Raw genomic sequence first — 14,241 nt, 5'->3', positions numbered from 1 at the left:
TCTGATTTCCAAGAGCGCGAGATGGAAGCGCGCCTGATCGCTACAGGGGAGTTGCTGGACCGTATGGCAATCGTGCCGCAGGCCAAGGTGGTCCCTGTAAATCAATTGAGGTAATCGCATGTACACTGCCAACCATCCCAGCATTGAACAGATTCGCTTGGAAAACGTCCTGACAGCACTCGGCAATCCGTTGCGCCTGACGGTACTGAAGGTTCTTTCCGATGGTGAAGAGCACCCTTGCGGGCAAATTCTCAAGGGTGCGTCCAAGTCGACCATGACCCACCACTGGCGCGTCTTGCGCGACAGCGGTGTGATCTGGCAACGCCCCTATGGCCGGGAGAACTTGCTGTCGATTCGCCGGGATGACCTGGAAACGCGTTTCCCTGGCCTGCTGACTTCGCTGCTCGAAGCCGTGGCCAATGATCCATATACCGCGCAAGTCATTCGCGACAACGAAATGCGCCTGGAAGAAGCCTGATTCGCATCCCGCTCAACGCCGCAAGGCGCGCGCCCGGTTCAGATAGCCAGTTTGAACGGCGCGCTGCCTTGTTGCACAAGGCCCCAGAAGTGCGGAACGAAGCATTCTGCAATCAGCAGCGGCTTGCCATTGCGCATGAAGCGTGACCTGCGAGCCAGCAGGCCACGGCTGGGCTGGCCAAGCTGCTGGGCCAGGCGCGACAACGGCGACTCGGCTTGTGGCCGTTGGCACTCGAAAGCTTCCCGATGGATGTCTGGCGAGCTGTACAGCATGCTTCCCAGTGGCTGATCACCCAGGCCGGCCAGTTCTGGCCAGGCCGGCTGACTGGCCTGCAGGGGGGTGAGGCTGCGTGCGCACACCATGACCTCGCCATCGACGCGCAACGCTACTTCGCGGAGCCATACCGCCTGCCCCTGGGCAATGCCCAAGGCACATGCTTCACCCGGTTCTGCACTAGCTACCGATTGCCCGACCAGGTCCAGGCTGAACTGCCCCAGCGCTTTCAGGCGCAAGGTCAGGGAGCCCGGTGCCGATAGCCAGTGCCGTTGGTCGTCGGAAAGGCCAGGTAGCGGCCTCGAAGTCCAGAGGTCGTCCATAACGCGTGCTCCCGATCAACTCAAGCGGTGGGCTGGGCCACGGCAACCCGGTGATAAGCGCGATCAAAATAGATCAGGCCTTCCGGATGCGGGGCACTGGCGATGTCCAGGACCTCGCAGTAGAAGACGCTGTGGCTACCGACACTGTGAATTTCGCTGATCCGGCAATCGAAACACACCAGCGCCTCGTCCATCCGCGGTGCGCCGCTGGCGCCAGTAGTCCAGCGAGTGGCGAAAAACCGCTGCTCCATGTCGAGGTTGCGGTCGGCGAACACACTCGACAGGCGTTGCTGATCGCCACGCAGAACGTTTACGCACAGCACACCGTTCTCTTCGAAACGGCTGCGCTGGCGAGACTGCTTGTTCATGCATACCAGAAGCATGGGCGGGGTATCGGTGACACTGCAGACTGCCGAGGCGGTGAAACCGTGTCGGCCACCAGGGCCGTCCGTGCTGATGATCGATACGGCGCCGCCGAGTCGCGCCATGGCATTTCTGTAAGTGGCAACATCCATTGTTGATACGCTCCAGTGTTTGGTGGGTAGCTATCCGTGCGAAAAAACCTTTGGCAATCATGAATGTGCGCCATTTCCGACAGTTTGTAAGCCAGGGTTGACGAACCCTGGAGGCTGGCGCGTATCATTGATTGTACGGATGTATTAGTACAATTCAAGTCTTTTTGTGTTGCAGTTCAGTTAATGCCTGGCCAGCCCGCGCGCTACAAGGTTTGCCGGCTCCAGGTTTACTTGAATGGACATGACGGAACAGGGCGCGCAACCGCTCGGGTTACGGCCCCCATCCGCGGTGAGAATGGAGAGGTAGATATGAGTGGTCGAGGAAGACCTCGGGAGTTTGATCGTCATCAGGCGCTGGTCCAGGCCATGTTGTTGTTCTGGGACAAAGGATACGACGGGACATCGCTGAACGAGCTGATGACCGCCATGAAGATCAAGTCTCCCAGTCTCTACGCCGCCTTCGGCTCCAAGGAGGACCTGTTTCTCGAAGCCCTGGAGCTCTACTGGTCGACGGTTGGCGAGGAAATCTGGAGCGAGCTGTACAAGCATGAACGGGCGCAAGATTCGATCCAGGCCGTCCTTCTGGCAACGGCGAGAATCCTGACCCGGGAAGATCGCCCCCATGGTTGCTTCGTTACCCAGACTGACTTGAAGTCGCCGTTGCCCAATCTTCGGGTGGGGCTGAAAGTGCTGCGCTGCAAGCCGTTCGAAATGCTCAAGAACCGCTTGCGCCTTGGCCAGGCCAGTCGCGAGATCGGCCCACATGTCGATTGCGACAGCGTGGCCCACTACTACGGCATCGTCCAGCGCGGCATGGCAATGGTGGCGCGCGACGGTTCGCCACGCGACACCCTGGAAAAAGTGGCGAGTCATGCGATGGGCACCTGGGACAAGATCGTCCCGTATCCGACCGCATACTGACGCCTGCCAGGCCAGCAATTGGCCATCATTTCCCGTATATTTTCTTTGATACCGGCCACCCCACGTGGCCGGCCTCATCCTGGCGCGCCTGCGCCTACCCATACCGGTTGCCATAAAAATCCTGCATTTTTTAACAATTTTGAAACCTTTTTACTGCCCATTTCTTGCCGGCAATTTTTTTAACAGGCAACACAGAAAACGTATTGCTTAGCCAATATGTCTGTACTAGGATGTGCGAACAGTACGAAATGACTAGTACATTAATTCTGTTCAGCGGTTGCTTGTTCACCCGCGCTTTCAGGATGCCCGCTGACAGGAAGCAGCAATAGGACACAGACGTACGCTCTCGCCCCGGTAGTGGCGGGTGCTGAAGCTGTACACGCAAGGAGTGTGTGATGCAGACGACATGGCTTGTCGAAACAGGGACGCTTGTCTCACCCGATAGCAGCATTGGCGATGCAACCTGGGTCCGCGCCGGCAACCGGCTGCAAACCGTGGTACTCGGGCAAGGCTGCTTCATCGGCTTCAACTGCCAGCTCCAACACCTGGACGTGGCTGATCGCGGCATGCTGGCCACAGGGGTCATTGCACGGGGTAGCTGCGAACACCCGATCCATATTGGTCAAGGGGCCTGGATCGGCGCCCGGGCAACGCTTGCACCAGGCGTTCGCATTGGCGCCGGTGCTGTGGTAGCCGCAGGGGCGCTGGTCACCGAACACGTCGAGCAGGACTGCATCGTCGTTGGCCGGCCCGCCCGGGTCATCGCCCGCCGGCAGGTAAATGAAGATGGCTGGCCAGACCCCGCTCCCGTCCTGCAGAAAGTGCTGAAGCGCCAGCGTGACGGGTTGCCTTCTTTTCTCGATCCCGAATCCTGCACGCTGAACCGTATCCACCAGCTCAATCCGCAACTTGATGGCTGGCATTTCGGCGAGCACTCGCTGATCGACGCCGAGCTTTCCGGTGGCCCTGCGGTACAGGTTGGCATGGACTGCATATTGATCGGCCGCAGCAGCCGCCATGGAGGCATACACGAGTTCGGTGGCATCACGCTTGGCCAGCGGACAGTGCTCGGGCGCGGGGTGGTCATCGAAGGTGCCGGCGGTGTCAGCATTGGCGACGAAAGCCGGCTCGGCGATCACGTCACCCTGGTTTCCTCATCCCATGATCATCGGTTTCGGTCGCTGCCCTGGCAGGCCGCGCCGATCCGTATCGGCAAGCGTTGCGACATCGGCACCGGCGCTCTGATCGTCGGTCCCGTTTCCCTCGGCGATGGCGTGAGGGTGGAACCCTACGCCGTCGTCATCCGCGATGTACCCGCAAATTCTGTCGTTAAAGGCGTCATTCAACTCAAAGAGGAAGTCGCATGATCCTGTTCGCCCCCGCCCCTACCGGTTCTGGTCATAACATGCGCGTGCTGTCGATTGGACGGGCCCTGCGCAATTACAACCCGGACCTCGAAATGAAGGTCGCCCTGGCCTCGTTGCAGGATGTGTTCACGCCGATGTTCGAAAGCTCCGGCATTGACGTGATCGATGTTGCCGGACAACTGATGGACTATTCGAAAAAGAGCAATCTGTCGCGTCAGCTCGACTGGGGTAGCTACATCGCCGGTTACATTTCCAACACCTTCCTGTCCAGTGAACGCATGCTGGCATACCTGGCGATCATCGAAGAACACAAGCCTCGGGTCGTCATCTCCGACTTCAACATGGCGGCCTGCCTGGCGGCCATCTTCAGTCGCACGCCCTTTGTGTTCGTCACTGAGCGGTACGACTTCACCCTGTGCCAACTGACCGACCAGGACCTCAGCGAAGGCGGCTTCGAGCTCAATGCCGAAGATCTCAAGCGTGCACGCACGGCCTTGCACAAGCAGTTTTCATGGATGATCGAGCAGAGCCAGCTGGTGCTCACCGACAAACCGTACATTCCTGAAATGGATGACGGTACACCGGTGGCCAGCGCGCTGATGGATGGCAAGGCGCACTTTGTCGGCCCGATGATTCGTGATTTCACCCAGACCAACGCCTCCACTGTGCGGGCCGACCTCGGCCTGGGCGACGGGCCGTTCATCGTCGCGTCCATCAGCGGCACCACCATGTTCGCCGAGAGCAAGCAGAACCTGCTCAACGCCTACCTGGAAGCATTCGAACAGCTGCGCAGCGTGCGCCCCGAGCTGAAGATGGTGCTGTTGGGCCGCCAGGACATCGCCCCGCGGGAGGGCCTCGTCAGCGTGCCTTACTACCCCGACTGGATGGGCTTGCTGCGTGAGGCCAGCCTGCTGGTATCGGCGCCAGGCTGGATCACGGTCACCGAAATCGCTGCACTGCACATTCCGACCCTGTTCGTGCTGCCGTCGAAATCCGAGTACCACGAGGCCGAAGCCCTCGACCGCCTGGCACGCCTCGGCTTCCCGACCTATCTCGGTTGCGAGGCCACAGCCATTGCCGGGCTGATCGATGCCGAACTGGACAAGGACACTGACGCCCCCAGCTATTTCGGCGCTCACCAGCGCGTTGCCGCCCCTGACGGGCTTGGCGCGCAGCGGGCCGCCAGCCGCATCCTCAGCCTGACGCACTAAGCGGAAACATCCACAGCATTTTTCAAAGGAGGGTGCCCATGCACAGCACCTCATCTGCCTTCTTGGCTGAAGCCTTGATGGATAAGGAAGCAGGTGGCTTTCTCGCCATCACAGATGCGACCGGCGCATTGCGTATCAGCAGTGACAAACGCCTGGAGGACCAGGTGGCTGCCACCCTGTTCTTCGCTCAGCACGGCGATACCTGGCAGGCCGAGTTCGCGCTGGCCGGGTTGCTCGAACTGCACGATGCCGAGCACCAGGGGTTTACCGAGCTCAGCGACCGGCAATGGAACGCCCACGGCTCCGGGCGGTGCAGGACCCTGGCCTTGCAGTTCGACGCCTTGCGGGCACTGCTGGAGTTCCGCCGCCAGCGACATGACAGCGCACAGCTGCAGCAGGTCAGCGAAGGAATTCTGCAGCGCTTGCAGCAGGTGTACGACAGCCATCTGCTCGGTGGTGTCCTGGCCAGCGACTGGGCGACAGTGATCGATAGCCACATGCCGATCGACCTGGACATTGCCGCAGTGAACCTGCTGTGCAGCCTGTGCATCTGCAAAACCGAAGACCCTCTGCCCGCACACTTGCAGCAGCATGTCTGGAAGCTTGAAGACGAAGTGCGTGCCGAGCTCAAGGGCCTGGGGGCAGGCACCCTGCGCCAGACGGCCAGCCGCGCCCGAGCCGCCTCGGCACTGGCACGCTGGGCCCGGGGCAACAGCCATCAGGAAATGCTGCAACTGGCCTGCCTGCTGCTCGACGACACCTTGGAGCGTCTGCACGACGACACCTATGGCGGTTACTGGGACCGTATCCGCTACGACCAGCGCGTCGGCGCTGACTGGCTGACTTCATTCAAGCGCAACGAGTCACCGTTCCCGATCAAGACCAGCCTGGATGTGGCGTTGCTGCTCGAGGCCTTGGAACTGGCGAAGCCGCGTGAAAGCCAGCAACGGCGCGAGCAATTGCTCAAGGCGATGGCGGATTTCCATGACAGCCGCCACGGTGGCTTCTTCCTCGGAAAAGGGTATTTCTGGTCGACGCCGGTCGATCCGACCGTACCGTTCATTCGCCAGTTCTGGGCACCACCCCGCCAGCTGGGTGTGTTCCACATCGGCAACCTTTCGTATCTGCCACTGCATATCAAGAGCCTGGAGGGGCAACTGGCCTGCCTTGGCGCACTGCACAGGCATGCTGCGAATCTGCCGCCGGCAGCCGCGCCGCAGGAAGTGGACCTCGGCACCCTGCGCAGGGTGAACAACCGCAGCCGACTGGAGCAGCCGCATCTTGGCCCATTGCCGGAGCTGAAGGTGAACTTGCCGGCTTACTTCGAATGGCTGCGCCAAGCGCGAGCGTCACTGGCGGTTCCGTACGGACTGACCGCAGAGATGGCGCCGCAGGGCTTCCGTGCTGACCGTTGCTGGCAGGTCTTCTCCGCCTTGCACGTGATTTCCGACTTGTACGCACTGAAAGCGGACATCGACGACAAGGCCAGCCTGATCGCTTGCATCCAGGCATCGCAGAACGCAGACGGTGGTTTCGCCGAACAACCCGGTCAGCTCAGTGATGTGTTCGCCACCTATTGCGCGGTGATTTCCCTGCGCCTGTTGGGCAGCGAGCCGCTGTCGAAGCCAGCCTGCGTGGCCTACCTGCAGCGCTGCCAGCAGGACGATGGCGGCTTCGGCAATGTACCGGGCTACCAGTCGGATATCTGGCACAGCAACCTGGCTGCCCTGTCGCTGCATGTCCTGGGCGCGGAAGCGACCAGGCCGCAAGCGCTGCTGGGCTTCATTCTCGCTTGCCGCCACAGCGACGGTGGCTTCGCCAACCGGCCAGGCAACCCGCCGGACACATTCTCCACCTATCGTGCCCTGTCCTTGCTGCACGCCCTGGATCACGAACTGGTCGACGCCAGCAGCACCGTGGCCTGGCTGCAGGGGCTGCAACAACCGCATGGGGCCTTCCTCTACCGCCCGGGCAAGGCTGTCAGCCTGGTCGGCAGCTACATGGCGATTGCCGCCTTGTACCTGCTCGATGCGCGCCCAAGGGACCTGCAGGGCATCGAGACCTGGATCGCACGGCATCAGAAGGAAGATGGCGGATTCGGGCCGCTGAACACGACTTCGGCCACCACCGATGAGAGCTTCACCTGCATCCAGTCGCTGCTGATTCTCCAGGGAGCGCTCAGCAAGTACTGGGTTGCGCTGGTCAACTGAGCCTGCGAACGGATTCGTAACAATCATTACAGGAGTGCTTGCGTGAACATCTTGATTACTGGCGGCGCGGGCTTCATCGGCTCCGCCGTGGTTCGTCACCTGATCGAACATACCGATTGCCATGTGGCCAACGTCGATGCGCTGACCTATGCCGGCAACCTTGAGTCGTTGTCCAGTATTGCCACCTCCGAGCGCTATCGCTTCTACCAGGCCGACATCTGCGACAAAGCCCAGCTGCAGCGGATTTTCAATGAATTCCAGCCCCAGGCTGTGATGCACCTGGCAGCAGAGTCGCATGTCGACCGCTCCATCGAGGGGCCCGAAGCGTTCGTGCGGACCAACGTGCTTGGAACCGCCACATTGCTGGAAGTCACGCGGGCCTATTGGAACGGCCTGGAGCCCGACGCCCGCCTGGCGTTCCGCTTCCACCACATCTCCACCGACGAGGTGTTTGGTGACCTGGAAGGCACCGACGACTATTTCACCGAGGACACCCCCTACGCGCCCAGCTCGCCCTACTCGGCGAGCAAGGCTGGCAGCGACCACCTGGTCCGCGCCTGGGGACGCACTTACGGTTTGCCGGTGCTGGTGACCAATTGCTCGAACAACTACGGCCCCTGCCATTTTCCCGAGAAGCTGATCCCGCACATCATTCTCAACGCCCTGCACGGCAAACCGCTGCCGGTATACGGCAACGGCGCGCAGGTTCGCGACTGGTTGCACGTCGAGGACCACGCCCGGGCCTTGTATACCGTCCTGACCCGCGGCGTGGTCGGCCAGACCTACAACATCGGCGGCCATAACGAGCGACGCAACCTGGATGTAGTACTGGGCATCTGCGCCCTGCTGGAAGAGCTGCACCCCGACAAGCCGGAGGGCGTAGAAGCCTACAGCGACCTGATCGAGTTTGTCAGCGACCGCCCGGGGCACGACCAGCGCTATGCAATCGACGCCGGCAAGATCGCCGACGAGCTGGGTTGGGTGCCACAGGAAACCTTCGAGACCGGTCTGCGCAAAACCGTCCAGTGGTACCTGGAAAACCGCGGCTGGTGGCAACGGGTGCTCAATGGCGCCTACCGCCTGGAGCGCCTCGGAAGCGCTGCCTGATTCTTCACATCTCACTCATGTTTCAAGGGAGCTGTTTCATGAACCAGACCAAGTACAAAGGCATCCTGCTGGCCGGTGGATCGGGCACACGCTTGCATCCGATAACCCTGGGAGTGTCCAAGCAATCCTTGCCGATCTATGACAAGCCGATGATCTACTACCCACTGTCCGTCCTGATGCTCGCCGGCATCAACGAGATACTGGTGATCTCCACACCCAACGACTTGCCGGGCTTCCAGCGCATGCTGGGCGATGGTAGCCAGTTCGGCGTGAAGATCAGTTATGCCGAGCAACCTACACCAGACGGGCTGGCCCAGGCGTTCATCATTGGCAAGGAGTTCGTCGGCGACGACAACGTGTGCCTGGTGCTGGGCGACAACATATTCTATGGCAGCCAGTTCGGTAGCACCTTGCGTCAGGCGGCCAGCCGCGAGCATGGCGCGACCGTGTTCGGTTATTACGTGGCCGAGCCGCAACACTTCGGTGTCGTCGAGTTCGACAAGAACGGCAAGGCCATCAGCATCGAGGAGAAGCCCCGGGTACCGAAGTCTAACTACGCGGTGACCGGCCTGTACTTCTACGACAACAAGGTCCTGGAGATCGCAGCGCAGGTGAAACCGTCGGCTCGTGGCGAACTTGAAATCACCGACATCAACAATGCCTACCTGGAACAGGGCACGCTGAACGTCAATGTACTTGGCCGTGGCTTCGCATGGCTCGACACGGGTACCCATGAGTCGTTGCTCGAGGCCGGCAACTTCGTCCAGGCTATCGAAAGCCGCCAGGGGCTCAAAGTGGCCTGCCTGGAGGAGATTGCGTTCCAGAACGGCTGGATCAATCAGGCTCAACTGCTGGCACGCGCCGCGGCACTGAAAAAGACCAGCTATGGGCAATACCTGGCATCCATCGCCGTTGCTGCCGACCCAGGCGTGGTGACAGCGTTGATCGCGTGATCTTTCACGCCGGATAGTAGCATTTTGACTACACCTGCATTAGCCTCTGGCCACGGTTGCATACGGCACCGTTGGCCGGAGTGCCAGCTTTTGCGAAAGGGATTTTCTTCTGTGTCTGCCTCTGTTGTGACTGACCCACGCGCAAGCGTGGGCGCTGATTCCTGGCTGTCTACCTGGACGGCCCCGGCCCAACCTGCCTGGGGGGCCGAATTACCGTTTCCAACCCAGCTCCCGCAACTGGCCGGCCAGTGTACCGTGCGCCAGCCCATGCGCATCAGCCGGGGTGGCAAAGCCGTACGCCTGGTGTTCTCCAATGAGTATGGCGACAGCCCGCTGGTGCTCGGGCGCTGCCGGTTGTCGCTGCAGGCACACGGGCGTCCCGGCGCCTGGGGCGACATCACATTTTGCGGGCAATCATCGACAACCCTGGCCGCTGGCCAGCGCCTGCACAGTGACCCACTCGAGCTGGCGATCCCCGACCTTGCCGACCTGATGGTCACGGTCCATCTGCCAGCAGCCACCCCAGTCAGGACATTTCACTGGGACCCCCGTCAAACGGGCAGCATCGAACCTGGCGATCGTACCGGCAATGACTTCGCCCTGCCCGATGCCCAGCCCTTGAATGTGCGAATACTGGTCCATGCCGTCGAGGTCCAGAGTGAAGGCATGGCGTTGGCAGTGATCGGTGATTCGCTGGTAAATGGCCATGGCCTGGAAAAGAACACGCATGGGTGCTGGAGCGATCTGTTGGCCAGACACCTGGCCCCGCATGGGGTGGCCTTGATCAATGCCGGGCAATCCGGGGGACGGCTTCTGCGCGACCGGCTCGGCATCAGTGTACTGGGCCGTTTCGAGCGCGATGTGCTGCGCCAGCCCGGGGTTGCACTGGCGGTCGTTCAGGTGGGTTTGAATGACCTGGGCTGGGCAGACTCGGTGGTGGACCCAGGATCTTGCCTGCCAGGCTACGAAGCCCTGATCGACGCCTACACCTGGCTGATCGAGGCGGCCCATGCACGGGGAATCCGCCTGCTCGGCATGACCCTGAGCCCGTTCGAAGGCGCGTTCGCCGGCACGCCATTCGCTGCGTTCCATCAACCAGAGAAGGAATGCCTGCGCCAGCGTCTGAATCGCTGGATCCGCGAAGAAAGCGGGTTTGACGCCGTGCTCGATATCGATGCGCTTGTACGTGATCCGCAGCACCCAGGGCGGCTGCTCGGCAGCTACGACTCGGGCGACCATCTGCATCCGGGTGCAGAAGGAAGCAAGGCCATTGTGCAGTGGCTGCTGGAGCAGCCAGCACTGCAGGACCTGGTCACGCGTAGGCCATGATGTATCGGTTTCACTACAGTGTACTTATATCGATACACCTGTAGTCGAGGTGCGGCTGTGCAAGGGTTTGATCCTCAAACCCTTTTACTTCCGACACCTGCTGTAGCGTTTTCATTCCACGCAAGTGTCGCATCGCCTTCAATGATCACCTAACTCATTGATTAAAAACCAATTTTCAACATTGGCCGCATTATTGCTATGGGAATCCTAACCCAAGAGCGCGGAGCCACCGCGCCCAACGCCCCTGCTTCCCGAGGATTCCCCATGAGCGAGTTGCGTTTCACTGAAGACCACGAATGGCTGCGCGTCGAAGCCGATGGCAGCGTTACCGTGGGCATTACCGCCTACGCCCAGAACGCCCTTGGCGACGTGGTTTTCGTGCAACTGCCAGAGTTGCAGCAGTATGAGAAAGGCAGCGAAGCGTCCACCGTCGAGTCGGTCAAGGCCGCCAGCGGCGTGTACATGCCGCTGACCGGCGAGGTGGTGCAGGTCAACGACCAGCTCGAAGACAGCCCGGAACTGGTCAACGAAGACCCGCTGGGTGAAGGCTGGTTCTTCCGCTTCATTCCCGCCGATGCCAGCGCCGTAGCCGCCCTGCTCGACCGGGACGCCTACGACCGCCTGATCAAAGCCAACGACGACGCCTGAGGAACCCCGCCATGACCATCAACCTCGGCACCGCCAACGAATTCATCGCCCGCCACATCGGCCCGCGCACCGCTGACGAGCAGGCCATGCTGGCCGCTCTCGGCTTTGACTCGCTGGACGCCATGACCGCCGCGGTCATCCCCGACAGCATCAAGGGCACCAGCGTGCTGGGCGCGCACGACGGCCAGAGCGAAGCCGACGCGCTTGCCGCGCTCAAGGCCATCGCCGGCAAGAACCAGCTGTTCAAGAGCTACATCGGCCAGGGCTACTACAACACCCACACGCCGGCGCCGATCCTGCGCAACCTGCTGGAAAACCCGGCCTGGTACACTGCCTACACCCCCTACCAGCCAGAAATCTCCCAGGGCCGCCTGGAAGCGCTGCTGAACTTCCAGACCCTGATCAGCGACCTGACCGGCCTGCCGATCGCCAACGCCTCGCTGCTCGACGAAGCCACCGCCGCGGCCGAGGCCATGACCTTCTGCAAGCGCCTGTCGAAGAACAAGGCCAGCCATGCCTTCTTCGCCTCGGTGCACTGCCACCCGCAGACCCTCGACGTGCTGCGCACCCGTGCCGAGCCGCTGGGTATCGAGATCGTGGTCGGCGACGAGCGCGAGCTGGGTGATGTCAGCGCGTTCTTCGGTGCCCTGCTGCAATACCCGGCCAGCAAGGGTGAAGTATTCGACTACCGCGACGTGGTGCAGCGCTTCCACGCGGCCAATGCCCTGGTCGCCGTGGCCGCCGACCTGCTGGCCCTGACCCTGCTGACCCCGCCGGGCGAGTTCGACGCCGACGTGGCCATCGGCAGCGCCCAGCGCTTCGGCGTGCCACTGGGCTTCGGCGGGCCGCATGCGGCCTACTTCGCCACCCGCGATGCGTTCAAGCGCGACATGCCGGGCCGCCTGGTCGGCGTGTCGATCGACCGCTTCGGCAAGACCGCCCTGCGCCTGGCCATGCAGACCCGCGAGCAGCATATCCGCCGCGAGAAGGCCACCAGCAACATCTGCACCGCCCAGGTGCTGCTGGCCAACATCGCCAGTATGTTCGCCGTGTACCACGGCCCGGCCGGCCTCAAGCGCATCGCCGAACGCACCCATGCGCTGACCGCAATCCTCGCCGCCGGCCTGAAGGCACTAGGCCTTCAGGTAGTCGGCAGCAGCGCCTTCGATACCCTGACCCTGGCCACCGGCAACGCCACCGCCCGCCTGCATGAACAGGCCCGCGCCCAAGGCATCAACCTGCGCCAGATCGACGCCGAGCACCTCGGCCTGTCGCTTGACGAAACCAGCAGCCAGGCCGATGTCGAGGCCCTGTGGCAGTTGCTCGGTGGCGACCAGGCGCAGCCAGACTTCAACGCCCTGGCCAGCAGCACCGGCTCGCTGCTGCCTGCGGCGCTGCTGCGTCAGTCGGCCATCCTCCAGCACCCGGTGTTCAACCGCTACCACAGCGAAACCGAGCTGATGCGCTACCTGCGCCGCCTGGCCGACAAGGACCTGGCGCTGGACCGCAGCATGATCCCGCTGGGCTCGTGCACCATGAAACTCAACGCCGCCAGCGAAATGATCCCGGTCACCTGGGCCGAGTTCGGCAACCTGCACCCGTTCGCCCCGGCCGAGCAGAGCCAGGGCTACCTGCAGATGACCAGCGAACTGGAGGCCATGCTGTGCGCCGCCACCGGTTATGACGCCGTGTCGCTGCAACCCAACGCCGGCTCCCAGGGCGAGTATGCAGGCCTTTTGGCCATCCGCGCCTACCACCGCAGCCGTGGCGAAGGCCACCGCGACATCTGCCTGATTCCGTCGTCGGCCCACGGCACCAACCCGGCCACTGCGCACATGGCCGGTATGCGCGTGGTGGTCACCGCCTGTGACGCCCGCGGCAACGTCGATGTCGAGGACCTGCGCGCCAAGGCCATCGAACACCGCGAGCGCCTGGCCGCGATCATGATCACCTACCCGTCGACCCACGGCGTGTTCGAGGAGGCGATCGGCGAAATCTGCGCGATCATCCACGACAACGGCGGCCAGGTGTACATCGACGGTGCCAACATGAACGCCATGGTCGGCCTGTGCGCGCCGGGCAAGTTCGGCGGCGACGTGTCCCACCTGAACCTGCACAAGACCTTCTGCATCCCGCACGGTGGCGGTGGCCCAGGTGTCGGCCCGATCGGCGTCAAGTCGCACCTGGCACCGTTCCTGCCCGGCCACGCGCAGCTGGAAAACACCGAGGGCGCGGTTTGTGCCGCACCGTTCGGCAGCGCCAGCATCCTGCCGATCACCTGGATGTACATCCGCATGATGGGCGGTGCTGGCCTCAAGCGTGCCTCGCAGATGGCGATCCTCAACGCCAACTACATCGCTCGCCGCCTGGAAGAGCACTATCCTGTTCTGTACACCGGCGGCAACGGCCTGGTGGCTCACGAGTGCATCCTCGACCTGCGCCCGCTGAAGGACACCAGCGGCATCAGCGTCGACGATGTGGCCAAGCGCCTGATCGACTTCGGCTTCCACGCCCCGACCATGTCCTTCCCGGTGGCCGGTACGTTGATGATCGAACCGACCGAAAGCGAGTCCAAGGAAGAACTGGACCGCTTCTGCGACGCGATGATCCAGATCCGCGAAGAAATCCGCGCGGTCGAGAACGGTAGCCTGGACAAGGACGACAACCCGCTGAAGAACGCGCCGCACACGGCGGCCGAGCTGGTTGGCGAATGGGCCCACGGCTACAGCCGCGAGCAGGCGGTGTACCCGCTGCCGAGCCTGGTGGAAGGCAAGTACTGGCCGCCGGTCGGCCGGGTCGACAACGTGTTCGGCGACCGCAACCTGGTCTGCGCCTGCCCGTCGATCGAGAGCTATCAGGACGCCTGATAGCCCCCGGCCCGCTACCTTGCTTGAGGTGTGGGCCTC

Annotated in this window: 12 protein-coding genes; 10 read left to right on the top strand and 2 right to left on the bottom strand. The window is 62.3% G+C overall.

Annotated features, from left to right (window positions below; translation table 11 throughout):
• The first annotated feature begins 118 nt into the window (after nucleotides 1-118).
• The gene (locus tag ACLEJP_RS23005; RefSeq protein ID WP_289134023.1) at nucleotides 119-478 is read left to right on the top strand and encodes an ArsR/SmtB family transcription factor; all 360 of its coding nucleotides are present in this window, start codon (nucleotides 119-121) and stop codon (nucleotides 476-478) included.
• Between the two features lie 38 nt (nucleotides 479-516).
• On the opposite strand, the gene ACLEJP_RS23000 is transcribed toward ACLEJP_RS23005, so the two are convergent.
• Together ACLEJP_RS23000 and ACLEJP_RS22995 are read right to left on the bottom strand one after the other, a co-directional pair.
• A complete protein-coding gene (locus ACLEJP_RS23000; RefSeq protein ID WP_440810233.1) occupies nucleotides 517-1,074 on the bottom strand; it encodes a chorismate--pyruvate lyase family protein in 558 nt (185 codons plus the stop codon).
• A 20-nt stretch (nucleotides 1,075-1,094) separates the two neighbouring features.
• Nucleotides 1,095-1,562: a flavin reductase gene (locus ACLEJP_RS22995; protein WP_440810231.1), complete on the bottom strand. Its 468-nt coding sequence runs from the start codon at nucleotides 1,560-1,562 to the stop codon at nucleotides 1,095-1,097.
• Between the two features lie 336 nt (nucleotides 1,563-1,898).
• Here ACLEJP_RS22995 and ACLEJP_RS22990 point away from each other — a divergent pair, with 336 nt between their 5' ends.
• The 9 genes from ACLEJP_RS22990 to gcvP all read left to right on the top strand — a co-directional run bounded on the left by ACLEJP_RS22990 (nucleotide 1,899) and on the right by gcvP (nucleotide 14,202).
• Nucleotides 1,899-2,510: a TetR/AcrR family transcriptional regulator gene (locus ACLEJP_RS22990; RefSeq protein ID WP_440810228.1), complete on the top strand. Its 612-nt coding sequence runs from the start codon at nucleotides 1,899-1,901 to the stop codon at nucleotides 2,508-2,510.
• 395 nt (nucleotides 2,511-2,905) lie between these two features.
• Complete coding sequence (locus tag ACLEJP_RS22985) at nucleotides 2,906-3,877, top strand: DapH/DapD/GlmU-related protein (protein ID WP_440810227.1); 972 nt, start codon at nucleotides 2,906-2,908, stop codon at nucleotides 3,875-3,877.
• On the top strand, nucleotides 3,874-5,088 hold the full coding sequence (locus ACLEJP_RS22980) for a hypothetical protein (protein ID WP_440810224.1): 1,215 nt from the start codon (nucleotides 3,874-3,876) through the stop codon (nucleotides 5,086-5,088). The genes ACLEJP_RS22985 and ACLEJP_RS22980 overlap by 4 nt, the downstream gene beginning before the upstream one ends.
• A gap of 77 nt (nucleotides 5,089-5,165) precedes the next feature.
• A complete protein-coding gene (locus tag ACLEJP_RS22975) occupies nucleotides 5,166-7,298 on the top strand; it encodes a prenyltransferase/squalene oxidase repeat-containing protein (protein ID WP_440810221.1) in 2,133 nt (710 codons plus the stop codon).
• Between the two features lie 42 nt (nucleotides 7,299-7,340).
• Entirely contained in the window at nucleotides 7,341-8,405 is a 1,065-nt protein-coding gene (rfbB, locus tag ACLEJP_RS22970; protein ID WP_440810218.1) for a dTDP-glucose 4,6-dehydratase, read from the top strand.
• A 38-nt stretch (nucleotides 8,406-8,443) separates the two neighbouring features.
• On the top strand, nucleotides 8,444-9,358 hold the full coding sequence (rfbA, locus tag ACLEJP_RS22965; RefSeq protein WP_440810217.1) for a glucose-1-phosphate thymidylyltransferase RfbA: 915 nt from the start codon (nucleotides 8,444-8,446) through the stop codon (nucleotides 9,356-9,358).
• A 255-nt stretch (nucleotides 9,359-9,613) separates the two neighbouring features.
• Entirely contained in the window at nucleotides 9,614-10,687 is a 1,074-nt protein-coding gene (locus ACLEJP_RS22960; protein WP_440810214.1) for an SGNH/GDSL hydrolase family protein, read from the top strand.
• 264 nt (nucleotides 10,688-10,951) lie between these two features.
• Entirely contained in the window at nucleotides 10,952-11,335 is a 384-nt protein-coding gene (gene gcvH, locus ACLEJP_RS22955; RefSeq protein ID WP_440810212.1) for a glycine cleavage system protein GcvH, read from the top strand.
• Nucleotides 11,336-11,346: 11 nt separating this feature from the next.
• On the top strand, nucleotides 11,347-14,202 hold the full coding sequence (gcvP, locus tag ACLEJP_RS22950; RefSeq protein ID WP_440810210.1) for an aminomethyl-transferring glycine dehydrogenase: 2,856 nt from the start codon (nucleotides 11,347-11,349) through the stop codon (nucleotides 14,200-14,202).
• Nucleotides 14,203-14,241 lie beyond the last annotated feature (39 nt).

It is taken from the genome of Pseudomonas sp. SMV7, assembly GCF_052041995.1.
In the GTDB taxonomy this organism is placed as follows: Bacteria; Pseudomonadota; Gammaproteobacteria; order Pseudomonadales; family Pseudomonadaceae; genus Aquipseudomonas.
Note: the sequence above shows the minus strand (reverse complement) of the source record. Positions and strands in the feature narration are given on the sequence as shown.